The sequence below is a fragment of the Pseudacidovorax sp. NFM-22 genome, assembly GCF_021401245.1.
Taxonomy (GTDB): Bacteria; Pseudomonadota; Gammaproteobacteria; order Burkholderiales; family Burkholderiaceae_C; genus Xenophilus.
Map to the genome: position 1 here is coordinate 1 of NZ_JACBFY010000010.1, position 16,420 is coordinate 16,420.

The 16,420-nt window shown below is 69.3% G+C and carries 18 protein-coding genes and 3 tRNA genes; 7 read left to right on the forward strand and 14 right to left on the reverse strand.

Annotated features, from left to right (window positions below; translation table 11 throughout):
• From L0984_RS26670 to L0984_RS26685, 4 genes are all read right to left on the reverse strand, one after another.
• On the reverse strand, positions 1-241 hold a 241-nt coding region (locus L0984_RS26670; RefSeq protein ID WP_234197416.1), incomplete at its 3' end, for a GTP-binding protein.
• Positions 242-319: 78 nt separating this feature from the next.
• Positions 320-394 (reverse strand) — tRNA-Thr (locus L0984_RS26675).
• A gap of 38 nt (positions 395-432) precedes the next feature.
• A tRNA-Gly gene (locus L0984_RS26680) sits at positions 433-506 on the reverse strand.
• 73 nt (positions 507-579) lie between these two features.
• A tRNA-Tyr gene (locus L0984_RS26685) sits at positions 580-665 on the reverse strand.
• Between the two features lie 141 nt (positions 666-806).
• Here L0984_RS26685 and L0984_RS26690 point away from each other — a divergent pair.
• Positions 807-1,925, forward strand: coding sequence for a patatin-like phospholipase family protein (locus L0984_RS26690; RefSeq protein WP_234197418.1), 1,119 nt, complete (start codon positions 807-809; stop codon positions 1,923-1,925).
• Positions 1,926-1,939: 14 nt separating this feature from the next.
• Here L0984_RS26690 and L0984_RS26695 read toward each other — a convergent pair whose 3' ends face one another.
• The 9 genes from L0984_RS26695 to L0984_RS26735 form a co-directional block, all read right to left on the reverse strand.
• The gene (locus L0984_RS26695) at positions 1,940-2,689 is read right to left on the reverse strand and encodes a uracil-DNA glycosylase (protein ID WP_234197419.1); all 750 of its coding nucleotides are present in this window, start codon (positions 2,687-2,689) and stop codon (positions 1,940-1,942) included.
• 11 nt (positions 2,690-2,700) lie between these two features.
• Complete coding sequence (gene trpC, locus L0984_RS26700; RefSeq protein WP_234197421.1) at positions 2,701-3,507, reverse strand: indole-3-glycerol phosphate synthase TrpC; 807 nt, start codon at positions 3,505-3,507, stop codon at positions 2,701-2,703.
• 24 nt (positions 3,508-3,531) lie between these two features.
• Positions 3,532-4,566, reverse strand: a complete 1,035-nt coding sequence (gene trpD, locus L0984_RS26705) for an anthranilate phosphoribosyltransferase (RefSeq protein ID WP_234197422.1) — start codon at positions 4,564-4,566, stop codon at positions 3,532-3,534.
• 50 nt (positions 4,567-4,616) lie between these two features.
• On the reverse strand, positions 4,617-5,264 hold the full coding sequence (locus L0984_RS26710) for a LysE family translocator (protein ID WP_234197423.1): 648 nt from the start codon (positions 5,262-5,264) through the stop codon (positions 4,617-4,619).
• Positions 5,257-6,309: a low-specificity L-threonine aldolase gene (ltaE, locus tag L0984_RS26715; protein ID WP_234197424.1), complete on the reverse strand. Its 1,053-nt coding sequence runs from the start codon at positions 6,307-6,309 to the stop codon at positions 5,257-5,259. Before ltaE ends, L0984_RS26710 begins: the two co-directional genes overlap by 8 nt.
• Positions 6,309-6,899 carry an anthranilate synthase component II gene (locus tag L0984_RS26720; protein ID WP_017760478.1) on the reverse strand — a complete coding sequence of 197 codons (591 nt, stop codon included), beginning with the start codon at positions 6,897-6,899 and terminating at the stop codon, positions 6,309-6,311. The genes ltaE and L0984_RS26720 overlap by 1 nt, the downstream gene beginning before the upstream one ends.
• A 5-nt stretch (positions 6,900-6,904) precedes the next feature.
• The gene (locus L0984_RS26725) at positions 6,905-8,416 is read right to left on the reverse strand and encodes an anthranilate synthase component I family protein (protein WP_234197425.1); all 1,512 of its coding nucleotides are present in this window, start codon (positions 8,414-8,416) and stop codon (positions 6,905-6,907) included.
• Positions 8,417-8,662: 246 nt separating this feature from the next.
• The gene (gene gph / locus L0984_RS26730; RefSeq protein WP_234197426.1) at positions 8,663-9,358 is read right to left on the reverse strand and encodes a phosphoglycolate phosphatase; all 696 of its coding nucleotides are present in this window, start codon (positions 9,356-9,358) and stop codon (positions 8,663-8,665) included.
• Between the two features lie 61 nt (positions 9,359-9,419).
• On the reverse strand, positions 9,420-10,094 hold the full coding sequence (locus L0984_RS26735; protein ID WP_234197427.1) for a LuxR C-terminal-related transcriptional regulator: 675 nt from the start codon (positions 10,092-10,094) through the stop codon (positions 9,420-9,422).
• 243 nt (positions 10,095-10,337) lie between these two features.
• Here L0984_RS26735 and L0984_RS26740 point away from each other — a divergent pair, with 243 nt between their 5' ends.
• Together L0984_RS26740 and L0984_RS26745 are read left to right on the forward strand one after the other, a co-directional pair.
• Positions 10,338-10,955, forward strand: a complete 618-nt coding sequence (locus tag L0984_RS26740; protein ID WP_234197428.1) for a DotU family type IV/VI secretion system protein — start codon at positions 10,338-10,340, stop codon at positions 10,953-10,955.
• A 2-nt stretch (positions 10,956-10,957) separates the two neighbouring features.
• Positions 10,958-11,950 carry a type VI secretion system protein gene (locus L0984_RS26745; RefSeq protein WP_234197429.1) on the forward strand — a complete coding sequence of 331 codons (993 nt, stop codon included), beginning with the start codon at positions 10,958-10,960 and terminating at the stop codon, positions 11,948-11,950.
• A gap of 26 nt (positions 11,951-11,976) precedes the next feature.
• Here the strand turns inward: L0984_RS26745 and tssJ are convergent, their stop codons facing one another.
• Positions 11,977-12,510: a type VI secretion system lipoprotein TssJ gene (gene tssJ / locus L0984_RS26750; RefSeq protein WP_114802060.1), complete on the reverse strand. Its 534-nt coding sequence runs from the start codon at positions 12,508-12,510 to the stop codon at positions 11,977-11,979.
• A 71-nt stretch (positions 12,511-12,581) separates the two neighbouring features.
• On the opposite strand from tssJ, the gene tssA reads away from it, so the two are divergent.
• From tssA to L0984_RS26770, 4 genes are all read left to right on the forward strand, one after another.
• Positions 12,582-13,643 (forward strand): type VI secretion system protein TssA, encoded by a 1,062-nt coding sequence (tssA, locus tag L0984_RS26755; protein WP_234197430.1) that lies wholly within the window; start codon positions 12,582-12,584, stop codon positions 13,641-13,643.
• A 55-nt stretch (positions 13,644-13,698) separates the two neighbouring features.
• The gene (tssB, locus tag L0984_RS26760; protein WP_017759093.1) at positions 13,699-14,211 is read left to right on the forward strand and encodes a type VI secretion system contractile sheath small subunit; all 513 of its coding nucleotides are present in this window, start codon (positions 13,699-13,701) and stop codon (positions 14,209-14,211) included.
• Positions 14,212-14,242: 31 nt separating this feature from the next.
• Positions 14,243-15,736, forward strand: a complete 1,494-nt coding sequence (tssC, locus tag L0984_RS26765; RefSeq protein ID WP_234197432.1) for a type VI secretion system contractile sheath large subunit — start codon at positions 14,243-14,245, stop codon at positions 15,734-15,736.
• 121 nt (positions 15,737-15,857) lie between these two features.
• Positions 15,858-16,349: an Hcp family type VI secretion system effector gene (locus L0984_RS26770; RefSeq protein WP_043114613.1), complete on the forward strand. Its 492-nt coding sequence runs from the start codon at positions 15,858-15,860 to the stop codon at positions 16,347-16,349.
• The last annotated feature ends 71 nt before the right edge of the window (positions 16,350-16,420 follow it).

A 16,420-nucleotide genomic window follows, 5' to 3' on the forward strand; every position in this document is an offset into this window, starting at 1 on the left:
CAACGTGCGCGTAGTGGCGGTTGGCCGTCTCGTACTCGACGTGGGCGGTGTTGATCGTGATGCCACGGGCCTTTTCTTCGGGCGCCGCGTCGATTTCGTCGTACTTCTTGGCTTCGCCGCCGAACTTGGCCGACAGCACCGTGGCGATGGCCGCCGTCAGCGTCGTCTTGCCATGGTCCACGTGACCGATGGTGCCCACGTTCACGTGCGGCTTGGTGCGTTCAAACTTGCCTTTTGCCATTGTCTGGACTCCGAATACAACTTAGACCACATGTACATGGACTTGTGCAGCCGGCTGCCGCACCATCCCTGCAATCGATGGTGCCCTTGGCGGGAATCGGACCCGCGACCTCTCCCTTACCAAGGGAGTGCTCTACCACTGAGCCACAAGGGCAACTTGAAAACCGTCGCTCAACGTTTGATGAAGCCGCATGGAGCGGGAGACGGGAATCGAACCCGCGTCATCAGCTTGGAAGGCTGGGGTTCTACCATTGAACTACTCCCGCATCGTGACACTTCGATGCCGACATCGACACCGGGGCCTCGCACGAAAATCGCTCGGCAACTTTCATCATTCGCTGGTGGAGAGGGCTGGATTCGAACCAGCGTAGGTATAAACCGGCAGATTTACAGTCTGCTGCCATTAACCACTCGGCCACCTCTCCGGCGAACCACAGACTATAGCACCATCCATCCAGGATGGCGAGTTGGCCCGAAAAAATTTTTCGTCCGTGCGGCACTTCGGACGACAGAAGCCGCGGAAGAATGCGCCGCCCAGGGTTTTTGCTGCACTGCACAATCCGCGCATGAGTGCTTCCGCCCTTCCCCTTCCTGGCCGCCGCCCCAAGGTCAATCTCGCGCTGCAAGGCGGGGGCTCGCATGGCGCCTTCACCTGGGGCGTGCTGGATGCCCTGCTCGAGGATGGGCGCCTCGCCCTGGATGGCATCAGCGGCGCCAGCGCGGGCGCCGTCAACGCCGTGGCCCTGGCGCATGGCTTTGCGAAGGCTGGCGACGCGGGCGACCCCGCCAGGACCGCAGCCCGCCAAGCCGCCCGCGAGACGCTCGAGCGCGTCTGGCGGCGCGTGGCCGGTGTCGGTGCGCCGGGCGCGCTGGCCTCCCAGTTCATGCGCATGTTGTTCGGCCAGGCGCCTGCCTTCCCCTCCCTGACGACCGATCCGTGGGCATCGCCGTACCAGTTCAATCCTCTGGGCATCAACCCGCTGCGCACGCTGCTGGACCAGGAGATCGACTTCGACGCGCTGGCGACGCTCGACAGCCCCCGCGTCTACGTCTCCGCCACGCAGGTGCGAACCGGACGGGCGCAGATCTTCCATGGCGCGCAGCTGACGCTGTCCGCGGTAATGGCCTCCGCCTGCCTGCCGACGATGTTCCAGGCGGTGGAGATCGACGGCGAGCCCTACTGGGACGGCGGCTATTCGGCCAATCCGGCCCTGCTGCCGCTGATCGAGAACTGCGACAGCGCCGACATCGTCCTCGTCCAGCTCAATCCGCTGCACCGCGCCGACACGCCCCGCACGCCCCATGAGATCGCCCAGCGCGTCGACGAACTGGCCTTCAACGCGAGCCTGATCTCGCAGATGCGCAGCATCGACTTCATGCAGCAGCTGCTGGCCGACGGCCGGCTGCAGGAAGGCCGGCAGTTCCGCCAGCTGCGCCTGCACCGCATCGACATCGACAGCGCCCTGGACGACCCGCTGCCCTCGTCGAGCAAGCTGTCCACCGACATCGCCATGATCGAGCAGCTGTTCGAACGGGGCCGCCACGCCGCCCAGGACTGGCTGGCGCGGCACATCGACGACGTGGGCCGCCGCACCACCATCGACATCCAGGCCGACTACGTGGCCGGCGCGCCGCTGCCGACCGAAACAGTGGCGAAGCGGGCGCCGCAACTGCGCAGCGCCTGATCGCCGGCCGGAGGTCAGGCGTCCGGGGCCGGTGCAGCACCCTCGCCAGGAGCCGCGGCACGCTGCGCATCGCGCCAGGCCCGTGCCTGGCCGAAATGCCCGCAGCCGATGAAGGGCACCGGTGGCCGCAGGGCCGACAGCGGCGAGGGATGGTTGGCCATCAGCAGCTTGTGCCGCCTGGCGTCGATGAAGCTGCGCTTGCTCTGGGCATGCGATCCCCAGAGCATGAACACCACCGGCCGCTCGCCGTCGGCGACATGGCGGATCACCGCATCCGTCAGCACCTCCCAGCCTCGGCCGGCATGGCTGGCGGGCTGGCCCTCTTCCACCGTGAGGCAGGTGTTGAGCAGCAGCACGCCCTGCTGCGCCCAGCGCACCAGGCTGCCGCCGGGATTCGGAAACTTCGGCGGCGGCGTGCCCAGGTCGCGCTGCAGCTCCTGGAAGATGTTGCGCAGCGAGGGTGGCAGCCGCACGCCGGGCGCCACCGAAAAGGCCAGGCCCTCGGCCTGGCCGCGGCCGTGGTACGGGTCCTGACCCAGGATGACCACGCGCACGGCCTCGGGCGGCGTGAGTTCCAGCGCCCGCAGCGGCTGCGGCGGAAAGATCACCGCGCCGGCATCCAGCCGCTGCTGCAGGAAGGCAAGCAGGCCCTGCCCCTTGTCGCTGGCGAAAAACCGATCGACCAGCGGCCGCCAGCCCTCGGCCACGGCCCAATGGGCCGGGTCGGCGGACTGCAGTTGCGTGGCCGCGCCAGGCTGAGCCATGCCGTCCCGGATCATGCGGCGAACAGCTCGGCCAGCGCCTCGCCCGGCTCCGGCGCACGCATGAAGCGCTCGCCGACCAGGAAGGCATTCACGCCGCCTTCGCGCAGCTGCTGCACGTCCTCGCGCGTGGCGATGCCCGATTCGGTGACCAGCAGCCGTTCCGCCGGCACCATGGCCTTGAGGTCCAGCGTGGTCTGGATCGACACCTCGAAGCTGCGCAGGTTGCGGTTGTTGACGCCCACCAGCGGCGTGCGCAGCTTCAGCGCGCGTTCCATCTCGGCGGCGTCGTGCACCTCGACCAGCACCGCCATGTCCAGGCCCAGCGCGATGGCCTCGAAGTCGCGCATCTGCGCATCGTCCAGGCAGGCGGCGATCAGCAGGATGCAGTCGGCGCCCATCGCGCGCGACTCGTAGATCTGCCAGGCGTCGACCATGAAGTCCTTGCGCAGCACCGGCAGGTCGCAGGAGGCGCGGGCCTGGCGCAGGTAGTCGGGGCTGCCCTGGAAGAACTGGCGGTCGGTCAGCACCGACAGGCAGGCGGCCGCCATCTCGCCATCGCCCAGGGCATAGCTCTGGGCCAGGTCGGCGGGAATGAACTCGCCCTCGCGGATCACGCCCTTGCTGGGGCTGGCCTTCTTGATCTCGGCGATGACGCCTGCCTGGCCGGCGGCGATGCGGCGGCGCAGCGCGCCCACGAAGTCGCGCGTCAGCACGCGGCTTTCGGCGTCGGCGCGGATGGCCTCCAGCGGCACACGCTTGCGGGCGGCGGCCACTTCCTCGTGCTTGACGGCCACGATCTTGTTGAGGATGTCGGACATGGGGCGTTCTCTCGGTGAGTCGGATCAGGCCGCGGCAGCGGATGTGGTGAACTGGACCATCTGCGCCAGGCGAGCCTTGGCAGCGCCGCTGTCGATGGCCTCGCGGGCGCGCTCGATGCCGGCGCCGATGGAGTCGGCGACGTTGGCGGCATAGAGCGCTGCACCGGCATTGAGCAGCACGATGTCGCGCGCCGCGCCATGCACGCCTTCAAGCACGCCCATCAGCACCGACTTCGATTCCTCCGGCGTCTGCACACGCAGGGAGCGAAGACTGGCCATGCGCAGGCCGAAGTCCTCGGGATGCACCTCGTACTCGCGGATCTCGCCATTCCGGAGTTCGCCCACCATGGTGGCGGCACCCAGCGAGATCTCGTCCAGGCCGTCGCGGCCGTAGACCACCAGCGCATGCTCGGCGCCCAGGCGCTGCAGCGCCCGCACCTGGATGCCCACCAGGTCCGGGTGGAACACGCCCATCAGGATGTTGGTGGCGCCAGCCGGATTGGTCAGCGGCCCCAGGATGTTGAAGATGGTCTTGATGCCCAGCTCGCGGCGCACCGGCGCCACGTTCTTCATCGCCGGGTGGTGGTTGGGCGCGAACATGAAGCCGATGCCCACCGTCTCGATGCTGCGCGCGATCTGCTCGGCGCCCAGGTTGATGTTGACGCCCAGCGACTCCAGCACGTCGGCGCTGCCGGACTTGCTGCTCACGCTGCGCCCGCCATGCTTGCTCACCTTGGCGCCCGCGGCCGCGGCCACGAACATGGAACAGGTCGAGATGTTGAAGGTGTGCGAGCCATCGCCGCCCGTGCCCACGATGTCGACCAGGTGCGTACGGTTCTTCACCGGCACATGCAGCGCCACCTCGCGCATCACCTGCGCGGCGGCGGTGATCTCGCCGATGGTTTCCTTCTTGACGCGCAGGCCGGTGATGAGCGCCGCCGTCATCACGGGCGAGGCCTCGCCGCGCATGATGAGGCGCATGATGTGGAGCATCTCGTCGTGGAAGATCTCCCGATGTTCGATGGTGCGCTGCAAGGCTTCCTGGAGCGTGATGGGCATGGCGGTGTCTGCTTTCTCGAAGTCGGAAGGAAGAAGGAAAAGGTGAAGGTTCAGCGCGAAGGCGCGTCGCTGAAGGCAAGCTTGAGGCCGAAGCCCAGCACCATGAGGCCCGCGGCCCGCTCGGCCCAGCGCAGCACGGTGCCGGCACGGTCCAGGCGGCGCGCCAGCCAAGCCGCGAGCGCCGCCCAGCCGATGCACACCCACAGCGCATTGAAGTTGAAGAGCAGGCCCAGCAACAGGAACACCCCGCCCGGATGCGCCGCCGCCGGATCGACGAACTGCGGCACGAAGGCCAGGAAGAAGAGCGCCACCTTCGGGTTGAGCACGTTGGTCAGGAAGCCGCCGCGGAAGATGCGCGCCAGCGGCTCGGCCTGCGGGCTTTGCTGCGCGGCCAGTCCGGCCTGCAGGGCGCCCGGCCGGCGCAGCATCTGCACGCCGATCCAAACCAAGTAAGCGGCGCCCACCCACTTGAGCACCGTGAAGGCGGCGGCCGAGGTGGCCACGATGGCGCTCACGCCCACGGCCGCCGCGACGATGTGCACGCAGCAGCCGGCTGTGATGCCCAGTGCCGCAACGACGCCGGCGCGCCAACCCTGGCGCAGCGCATGGCCCACGATGTAGAACACGTCCACGCCCGGCGTGAGGTTCAGCAGCAGGCCGGCCAGCACGAAGGCCAGCAGGTGCGGCAGGTCAGGCATGGAAGTAGTCCTTGATGGCCGCGACGGCCTGGTCTACGCCCTCGGCATCCACGTCCAGGTGCGTCGCGAAACGCAGCCGGTAGAGACCCGTCGCCAGCACGCCGCGCGACTTCAGGAAGTCCATGAGCCCGGCGCCGCGCTCGCGCGCCGGCCCTTCGAGGTCGACGAACACCAGGTTGGTGTGCGGCGCCTCGACCTTCAGGCCCGCGATGCTGGCGAGGCCATCGGCGAAGCGCTTCGCCAGCGCATGGTCGTCGGCCAGGCGCTCGATGTGGTGGTCCAGCGCATGCAGGGCCGCCGCGGCCAGCATGCCGGCCTGGCGCATGCCGCCGCCGGCCATCTTGCGCACGCGATGGGCGCGGGCGATGAACTCGCGCGAGCCGCACAGCGCCGAGCCCACCGGCGCGCCCAGGCCCTTGCTAAAGCACACCGAGACGCTGTCGAAGCACTGCGCGATGCGCTTGGCCTCGGTGCGTGCGTCGCCGCCCGTCGCCTGGGCCTGCGCGACTGCCGCATTGAAGAGGCGCGCACCATCCAGATGGCGCGACAGGCCGCGCGATTGCGCGAGCGCGGTGGCCTGCTGCACATACTCGAAGGGCAGCAGCCGGCCGCCCAGCGTGTTTTCCAGCGCCAGCAGCCGGGTGCGCGCGAAGTGCGCGTCGTCGGGCTTGATGGCGGCCTCGATGTCGGCCAGCGCCAGCGTGCCGTCGGCCTGGTGCTCCAGCGGCTGCGGCTGGATGCTGCCGAACACCGCAGCGCCGCCGCCTTCCCAGCGGTAGCAGTGCTGCATCTGGCCCACGATGTACTCGTCGCCACGCTGGCAATGCGCCAGCAGCGCGCACAGGTTGCTCTGGGTTCCGGTGGGCACGAACAGCGCGGCCTCGAAGCCCAGCATCTCCGCGATGCGGGCCTGCAGCGCGTTGACCGTCGGGTCGTCGGCGAAGACGTCGTCGCCCACGGGCGCCGCCACCATGGCCTGGCGCATCGCCGCCGTGGGTCGGGTGACGGTGTCGCTGCGCAGGTCGATGGGGGCGGTGCGGGTCATCAGGCGGGCTCCAGGAAGTTCTTCAGCATGGCATGGCCATGCTCGGTCAGGATCGACTCGGGATGGAACTGCACGCCTTCCATCCGCACCGCCTGCGGCAGCTCGGTGTGGCGCACGCCCATGATCTCGCCGTCGTCGGTGCGCGCCGTGACGGCCAGCACCGCAGGGCAGCTGTCGGCCTCGATGGCCAGCGAGTGGTAGCGATTGACGGTGAAGCGCTCGGGCAGGCCGGCGAACACGCCTTCGCGCGTGGTCGTGATCTCGCTGACCTTGCCGTGCATCAGCTGGCGCGCCCGCACGATCCTGCCGCCGAAGGCCGCGCCGATGCTCTGGTGGCCCAGGCACACGCCCAGGATGGGCAGCTTACCGGCAAAGGCCTGGATGGCCGGCACCGAGACGCCCGCCTCGGCCGGCGAGCAGGGCCCGGGCGAGATCACCAGCCGGCTCACACCGGCGGCGATGCGCTCGCCGATGCCCTCCAGCGTGATCTCGTCGTTGCGCACCGTCTCCACCTCGGCCCCCAGCTCGCCAAAGTACTGCACCAGGTTGTAGGTGAAGGAGTCGTAGTTGTCGATCATCAGCAGCTTCATGGTGCTCACTCCAGGCCTTCTTCCACCAGTTCCGCCGCACGCAGCAGCGCACGGGCCTTGGCCTCGGTTTCCTTCCATTCCAGCTCGGGCACCGAGTCGGCCACCACGCCGGCCGCGGCCTGCACATGCAGCACCTGGTCCTTGATGACGCCGGTGCGGATGGCGATGGCCAGGTCCATGTCGCCGGCATAGCTGATGTAGCCGCAGGCGCCGCCGTACAGGCCGCGCTTGGTGGGCTCCAGCTGGTCGATCAGTTCCATGGCATGCACCTTGGGCGCGCCGGTCAGCGTGCCGGCCGGGAAGGTGGCCTTGAACACGTCGATGGCGCCCATGCCATCCAGCAGCGTGCCCTCGACGTTGCTCACGATGTGCATCACGTGGCTGTAGCGCTCGACCGCGAAGGCCTCGGTCACCTTGACGCTGCCGGTCTTGGCGATGCGGCCGATGTCGTTGCGCGCCAGGTCGATCAGCATGACGTGCTCGGCGCGTTCCTTGGGATCGTTGACCAGCTCGACCTCGGCCGCCTTGTCCAGTTCCATCGAGGCGCCGCGCGGCCGGGTGCCGGCCAGGGGGCGGATGGTGATCTTCTGGTCTCCCTCGCCCCCGTGCTCCTGGCGAACGAGGATCTCCGGCGAGGCACCGACGACATGGAAGTCGCCGAAGTCGTAGAAGTACATGTACGGGCTGGGGTTGAGCGAACGCAGCGCGCGGTACAGCGACAGCGGCGATTCGGTGTAGCGCTTGCTGATGCGCTGGCCCACCTGCACCTGCATGAAGTCGCCGGCGGCGATCAGCTCCTTGGCGCGCTCCACCGCCGCCAGGTAGTCGGCCTTGGCGAAGGGCCGCTCGGCCGGATGCGCCTGCGTGGGCTTGACCTGCGGCGCGGCCACCGAATAGCGCAGCAGCTCCTTGAGCTCGCGCAGCCGGCGCTTGCCGCGCGCATAGGCCTCGGGCTGCGACGGATCGGCATAGACGATCAGGTAGAGCTTGCCCGACAGGTTGTCGATGACGGCCAGCTCCTCGCACTGCAGCAGCAGGATGTCGGGGCAGCCGATGGTGTCGGGCGGGCAGCTCTTCTCGAGCTTCTTCTCGATGTAGCGCACCGCGTCGTAGCCGAAGTAGCCGGCCAGGCCGCCGCAGAAGCGCGGCAGGCCGGGCCGCAGTGCCACCTTGAAGCGCTTCTGGTAGGCCGCGATGAAGTCCAGCGGGTTGCCGCTGGCGGTCTCCACCACCTGGCCGTCGGTCACGACCTCGGTGCGGGCTTCGTCGCCGAAGCCGCTGGCGCGCAGCAGCGTGCGCGCGGGCAGGCCGATGAAGCTGTAGCGGCCGAAGCGCTCGCCGCCGACGACGGATTCGAGCAGGAAGCTGTGGCGTCCGCCGCCGGCGGCGCCGTGGCCATGGGCCAGCTTGAGGTAGAGGGAGAGCGGGGTTTCGAGGTCCGCGAAGGCCTCGGTCATCAGCGGGATGCGGTTGAAGCCCTGGCTGCTGAGGCTCTTGAACTCGAGTTCGGTGATCACGGGGTTTCTCCTGGCCGGCGGGCGCTCCTGGGGCCCATGCGGCGGTTCATTCGATCTGGGAGTGCCCGGCGATGGAGGCATCGGCCGGGCCAGGCGTGCGCAGCCGCGAGGGCCGCGCGATCAGGCGGTCAACGTCTTTGGCTTGCGCCAGGGCCAGGCTCCCCGGCAGCCTTGCCCCGTCTGGATGACGTGATGAATGAACATGAGAGGGCGCGAGTGTAGCCCAGGGCCTGCGAGCAGGGCCCGTCAGCGGGCTGCGGCGCCGGTGCCCAAGCGCAGGTCGGCCAGCGAATCCAGGTACGCATCGGCCGGCACCTCGCGCACGGGGCGGCCGTGGTTGTAGCCGTAGCTCACCAGCACCACGCGGCAACCGGCGGCGCGGGCGGCCTGCGCGTCGTTGCTGGAATCGCCGATGGCCAGCGTGCGGCCCGGCGCGCTGCCCAAGGCCTCGCAGGTGCCCAGCAGCGGCAGCGGGTCGGGCTTCTTGCGCGCGAAGCTGTCGCCGCCGAAGACATGGTCGAAGAAGCCGTCCAGCCCCTTGGCCGCCAGCAGCGGGCGCGCGAAGGCCAGCGGTTTGTTGGTGAGGCAGGCCAGGCGCAGGCCCTGCGCGCGCAGCGCCGCCAGGCCCTCGATCACACCCGGGTAGACCGTCGAGTGCTGGCCGTTGATGGCGAGGTAATGGTGCTGGTAGCGCGTCCAGGCCTGCTCGAACAGGGCCTCGGGCGACGGCGCGCCCACCTGCTGCAACACGGCGCGGATCAGGTGCTCGGAGCCCTTGCCCACCAGCGTGCCGATGACGCCGGCCTCGATGGCCGGCAGCGACAGGTCCTGCAGCATGCCGCCCAGCGCGGCAGCGAAGTCGCCCAGGGTGTCCACCATCGTGCCGTCGAGGTCCACGATGACGGCGTCGAGCGAGGTACGGTCGAAGAAGGGGGCAGTCACGGCGGCAGGCAGGGTCGGTGTCGGGGCTGCGACTGTAGCGCCCGGCCCGGGCGCCGGGCCCTCACGCCTCGGTGAGGGACTGCGCCGCCACCACCGCCTCGGTGCGGTTGCGCACGTTCAGCGCGCGGAAGATGGCCGCCAGGTGGATCTTCACCGTGCCTTCGCTGATGCCCAGGCTGCGGCCGATCAGCTTGTTGGGCTTGCCCTGCGACAGCAGCTGCAGCACCTCGACCTGCCGCTCGGTCAGCACGTTGCGCAGGTGCTCCAGCGTGGGCGCGGCCGCGGGGGCCGGCGCCGCACGCACGAGCGGCTCGGTGCCGGCATGCGGCGCCAGCCCGCCCGGCAGGGCGGACAGCATCATGGGCGGCACGTACACGCCACCGGCCAGCACCAGCCGCACGGCCGACAGCATCACGTCGGGCGAATAGGCCTTGGGAATGAAGCCGAGCGCGCCTCGGTCGAGCACCGCGCGCATCATGGCCGGGTCCTCGTAGCCCGAGACCACGATCACCGGCACGGCCGGATGGCGGCGCCGCAGCTCGTCGATGTGGCCGTACTGCTCGGCGCCGGGGATGTTCAGGTCGATCAGCGCCAGGTCGATGTCGTCGGTGGCCAGCGAGAACAGCTCGGCCGCCGTGGTGGCCACCACGAACGTGACGCCTTCTTGAAGTTCGGCCAGCTTGGCCTTCATGGCCTCGATGACCAGACGGTGGTCTTCGGCGATCAGGATTCTCATGGCGTGCTCGATGGAGATGTGCGCGCGCCGCATTCGCCCAGGCCTGCGCCCCACGATGCCCTGCGCCGCCGCTGCCCGCCCTCGCAGGCGCGAAAACCGGCAGGGTAGCGCCTAAGCCCCCCGCCAGCAAGGCGCCGCCCCTGCCCGAAAGGCATAGCTCCGTCGCCCTATGGTGGCCCGGCGATCGCCTCGCCAAGATGGCCCGCACATGCGATCCGGACCCACGGTTGTGCAAGAGGGCCCATGCCGCGCCTGTTCGACTTCTATGCGCCGCTCTTCTCGCTCGGGCTCGCCCTGCAGGCGCAGGATGCGGCCATGCGCGAGCCTGGGCAGGCCAGCCGGCTCGCCCGTGAGCGGCTGATGCGCGCGCGCATGCAGGCACTGGACGCGGGCCACTCCCTGGCCCAGGTGGAGTCGGCCGCCTTCGCCGTCGTGGCCTGGCTCGACGAGGTGCTGGCCCGCTTGCCGGGGGCACCGGCCGACACGCTGCAGCTGGTGCTCTTCAACTCCACCACGGCCGGCACCGAGTTCTTCCATCACCTCGCCGTGCTGGGGCCGCACGACGCGCAGGTGCGCGAGGTCTACTGGTACGCACTGGCCCTGGGCTTCCATGGCCAGTACCACTTCGAGCGGGGCCAGGGCGCCGGCGTGCTGGCACGGCTGAAGGCCCTGCATGCGGCCCAGCTGCCGCTGGCGCCGATCCGCCCCTCGGCCTGGGGCGCATGGGCCTCGGTGCCGGGCCCGCCCCTGGCGATGGCGCCCCGCGCGCACGATCCACAGGCCTGGCGGATCGCGGCCCTGGCCGCCGCCATGGTGGCCCTGGCCCTCGCCTGCGTGGTCCTGCCCTTCGTGGAGGGCTGACCATGCCGGCCTGCCTGGCCCTGGGCCTGCTGACGCTGGTCGCGCTGCTGCTGCTCGGGCGATGGTGGCATCGGGAAGGCCGGCAACGCTGGCGCCGCCGGCGTCGCCTGGCACGCTGGATCCGCCACCAGCCGCCGCGCGAGCGGCCGGGCCGCGATGAACTCCGCGCACTGCAGATGGCCCTGCCGGGCGGCCGCGCCGCCTGCCGGCTGCTGAGCATCGGCGATGCGCAGGCCGAGCCCTCCTCGCTGCTGGCCACGCCCGCTGGCGGGGCCCTGCCCTCCCACTTCTGGGAGGCACGCCAGGCCGGCGGCATCCTGCTGCTCGGCCTCACGCTGCCGGCCGACGAAGGCCTGGATGGTGGCGCGCGCCGCCTCGGCCTGTGGCCCCATGCCCTGCGCACCCTGGCTCATCGGCATCCCGCACAGCCCCTGCATGGCCTGGTGCTGTGCATCGCCGCCGCGGACCTGCTGCGCGACGGCACCGCGCGCACCGGGCGCCTGGCCCGCCTCAGCCATCTCGCGCACCAGGCCTGCGGCGCGCTGGGCCTGGCCCTGCCCGTGCACCTGGTCGTCACGCAGATGCAGGCACTGCCCGGCTATGCCAGCTTCGAGGCGCTGCTGCCGCCCGAGGCCTTCCGGCAGCCCTGGGGCATGCGCCACCCCGGCACCGGCCGCGGCGCGCGGCCCGAGGACCTCCTCGCACCGGTGTTCGAGCCCCTCATGGATCGCCTGCATGCCCTGCGCCTGGGCATGCTGCTCGACGCGCCACCCATGCCGATGCGGCGCGACATGCACGAGTTCGTCGAGCAGGTCCGCGGCCTGCGTGCCGGCCTGTGTCAGTGGCTGGACATGCTGACCGACGGACCGCCGCCCTCGCCGCTGCCGAACTGGCAGGGCCTGTTCTTCACCGCATCGCGGCCCGACGCGGCATTCACGGCCGGCCTGCTGGGCCGGATGGCCGGCCTGCACGAGCCGCCGGCATCCATCCGCTGAACGCGCGGCGGTGCCCGCGCGTTCCTTCAGGGAGCCGAGGGCTCGATGCGGATCTGCCGCGCGCCGAAGGTCACGTCGAGCTTCACCGGCTTGCCCGGCTCCACCGGCCGCACCTCGCGCCAGCGGGCCCGCTCCAGGTCACGGTAGGCGGCCATGAAGGCGAGCGCCTTGGCATCGGCCGGCAGCGTCATCTCGATGCGGCGGCTGTCTCCGGGGCGCAGCAGCAGTTCCTCCTTCTGCACCAGGTCGCCACCCAGCGTGGCCTGGTCCTTGTCGAAGAGCGTGAAGAAGTCGGCCGCATCGAAGGACTGCGAGGCCTTCAGCGCATACACGCGCACGGTCACCGGCGAAGCCCGGCCGCGAGCATCGGGGTTGGCATCGGCACCGCCCTTGAGGTTCAGCACCACCGGCGTGACGATGGGCTTGGGCGGCGGAGGCGGGGGCGCCGCACAGCCGGCCAGCAGCAGCGGGCCGAGCACCGCGGTGGCAAGAAGACCACGCCCCAGCGAGCGCCGCGCAAGGCGGCCATAGGACGAACGTTGGGGGGATGGCGCCTGCATGCTATTTCCTTCGTTGCATTGACCCTGGGGTGGGCATCTTCGATTATCCCCAGCACTTTTTGACAGGCAACATGCTGACCCCGGACATCGTCGACGCACTGCTGGAGCCCATCGGCGAGGCATCGCCCTGCGGCGACGACCTCGAGTACGACCCCGACTTCATCGCGCTGGAGACCTCGGCCCAGGGCAAACCCGAGCAGCAGTTCGGCGACACCATCATCCCCGCCGTCGAGCCCGAATGGCCGCAGGTGGCCGAGGCGGCACAGGCCCTGCTGCGCCGGACCAAGGACGTGCGCGTGGCCATGCACCTGCTGCGTGCCAGCACCCGGCTGCAGGGCCTGGAGGGCTTCCTGGCCGGCATGCGCCTGCTTGCCGGCCTGCTCGACAGCCAGTGGGACCACATCCATCCGATGCTGGATGCGGATGACGACAACGATCCCACCATGCGCCTGAATGCGCTCGCGCCGCTGGCCGACGATGCATTGGTGGTGCGCGACGTATACGACGCCTGGGTGGGCACGGCGCGCAGCGTGGGTCGCATCCGGGTGCGCGACATCGCGATCGGGCGCGGCCTGCTGGAGCCTGCCAGCGGCGACGCGGGCTATTCCGCCCCGCAGGTGCAGGGCGGGCTCGAAGAGATCGTCCAGTCGCAGCCCGAGGTGGCCGGACGGCTGGCCGGCATCGCGCCCGCCGTCAACGGGTTGCGCCAGGTGCTCAACGACCGCAGCGGCCTCGGCGAGGCCGTGGACATGTCGCGCCTGCGCGCCGTCGGCCACATGCTGGCCCAGACCGCACAGAACCTGGCCCCCGACGCCGCCGAGGCCGCCGAGGGCGATGCCGCCGCTGGCGAGGCCCACCCCGGCGCAGAGGCGGGCGAAGGCGGTGGCCGCGGCGCCGCGCCCGCCCCCATCCGCGGCGAGATCCAGTCGCGCGCCGATGCCCTGCTGATGCTCGACAAGGTCATCGCCTACCTGCAGCGCACCGAGCCCGGCAACCCCGCGCCGCTGCTCATCGAGCGCGCCAAGAAGCTCATCGGCGTGAGCTTCCTGGACATCATCGCCAACCTGGCGCCCGACGCCATGAGCACGATCGAGCACGTGACCGGCGCACGTGCCCCGAGCGACGACGACTGAGTCGCCGCCGGCCCCGCCACACGCTTCACCCCCCACTCCTTCAAGGAGCTTCCGCATGTCTTCCAAGAGCAGTCAGAAATTCATTGCCCGCAACCGCGCGCCGCGCGTGCAGATCGAGTACGACGTCGAGTTGTACGGCGCCGAGAAGAAGGTGCAGCTGCCCTTCGTGATGGGCGTGCTGGCCGACCTGTCGGGCAAGCCCGCCGACCCGCTGGCGCCGGTGGCCGAGCGCAAGTTCCTGGAGTTCGACGTCGACAACTTCGACGCCCGCATGAAGGCCATGAAGCCGCGCACCGCCTTCGCGGTCGAGAACACGCTCACCGGCGAGGGCGAACTCAAGGTGGAGCTGACCTTCGAGAACATGGACGACTTCTCGCCCGGCGCCATCGCGCGCAAGGTCGACTCGCTCAACAAGCTGCTCGAAGCGCGCAACCAGCTGTCCAACCTGGTGACCTACATGGACGGCAAGGGCGGCGCCGAGGAACTGCTGGCCAAGGTGCTGGAAGACCCGGCCCTGCTGCAGTCGCTGGCCGCCGCCAAGAAGCCGGCCGAAGACAGCGCCGCCTGACACCCACCCGTCCCGGATCGAGGAGAACCCCATGGCAGAAGCACTTCAGCAGAATGCGCTGAAAGAGGTCGAGTACGCCGGCAGCGATTTCGCATCGCTGCTGCAGAAGGAATTCAAGCCCCGCAGCGACGAGGCCAAGAGCGCGGTCGAGACCGCCGTGCTCACGCTGGCGCAGCAGGCGCTGTCGAACACGGCGCTGATCGGCAAGGACGTCACGCAGTCGATCCAGGCCATGATCGCCGCCATCGACGCCAAGCTGACCGAGCAGGTCAACAAGATCATCCACCACCCCGACTACCAGAAGCTCGAGAGTGCATGGCGCGGCCTGCACTACATGGTCAACAACACCGAGACCGACGAGAACCTGAAGATCCGGGTGATGGACGTCTCCAAGCAGGAGCTGGCCAAGACGCTGAAGAAGTTCAAGGGCGCGGCCTGGGACCAGAGCCCGATGTTCAAGAAGGTCTACGAAGAAGAGTACGGCCAGTTCGGCGGCGAGCCCTTCGGCGCCATCGTGGGCGACTACCACTTCGACCACACGCCGCCCGACGTCGAGCTGCTGGGCGAGATGGCCAAGATCGCGGCCGCCGCGCATGCGCCCTTCATCACCGGTGCCAACCCCAGCCTGATGCAGATGGGCAGCTGGCAGGAGCTGGCCAACCCGCGCGACCTGACCAAGATCTTCAGCACGCCCGAGTACGCCGGCTGGCGCACGCTGCGCGAATCCGACGACTCGCGCTACCTGGGCCTGTGCATGCCGCGCTTCCTGGCGCGCACGCCCTACGGCGCCAACAGCAACCCGGTCGAGGAATTCGACTTCGAGGAAGACACCGCCGGCGCCGACCACAACAAGTACGCCTGGGCCAACGCCGCCTATGCGATGGCCACCAACATCAACCGCTCGTACAAGGAATACGGCTGGGGCTCGCGCATCCGCGGCATCGAGTCGGGCGGCGCGGTGGAGAACCTGCCGCTGCACACCTTCCCGAGCGACGACGGCGGCGTGGACCAGAAGTGCCCCACCGAGATCGCCATCAGCGACCGCCGCGAGGCCGAGCTGTCCAAGGCCGGCCTGCTGTCGATGATCCACCGCAAGAACTCGGACTTCGCGGCCTTCATCGGCGCGCAGTCGCTGCACAAGCCGGCCGAGTACGACGATCCGGACGCCTCGGCCAACGCCAACCTGGCGGCCCGCCTGCCCTACCTGTTCGCCTGCAACCGCTTCGCGCACTACCTCAAGTGCATCGTGCGCGACAAGATCGGCGGCTTCCGCGAGAAGGCCGACATGGAGCGCTGGCTGAACAAGTGGATCACCAACTATGTCGACGGCGACCCGACCACGTCCTCCGAAGAAACCAAGGCCCGCAAGCCGCTGGCCGCGGCGGAAGTGATCGTGGAAGAGGTCGAGGGCAATCCCGGCTACTACACGTCCAAGTTCTTCCTGCGCCCGCACTACCAGCTCGAAGGCCTGACGGTGTCGCTGCGGCTGGTGTCGAAGCTTCCCTCGGCCAAGGGCGGCGCCTGAGCCAGCCCGCGGTGCGCCATCTTTTTTGAAAAGACGCACCGCCCCTCGTTCTCCAGACAGCTTTCCCGCGGTTGTGCAGGAAGGCCCCCATCACACCCACCCCAACTGAAAGGTGCACATCATGGCAGTAGACATGTTCCTCAAGATCGAAGGCGAACCCGTCAAGGGCGAATCGAGGGACGCCAACCACAAGGAGGAGATCGACATCCTGGCCTGGAGCTGGGGCATGTCCCAGTCGGGCACCATGCACCAGGGCGGTGGCGGTGGCGCGGGCAAGGTCAACATGCAGGACATCAGCATCACCAAGTACGTGGACTCCGCCTCGCACGCCCTGATCCTGGCCTGCTGCAAGGGCACGCACTACGACAAGATGACGCTGGTGGTGCGCAAGGCCGGCGACAACCCGCTGGAATACATCAAGATCACGATGGAAGAAGTGATCATCGCCAGCGTCTCCACCGGCGGCAGCGGCGGCGAGGACCGCCTGACCGAGAACGTCTCCCTGAACTTCGCCAAGGTGAAGTTCGAGTACGACCCCCAGACGCAGAAGGGTGGCGGCAAGGGTGTCAAGACCGCCGGCTGGAACATCGCCGAGAACAAGGCCTTCGGCTGAGCCCCGCGCGGCGGCCGCCTCAAAAAGAACGCCGGCAGATGCCGGCGTTTTTTGTTGGCCCCTCGCGCCTG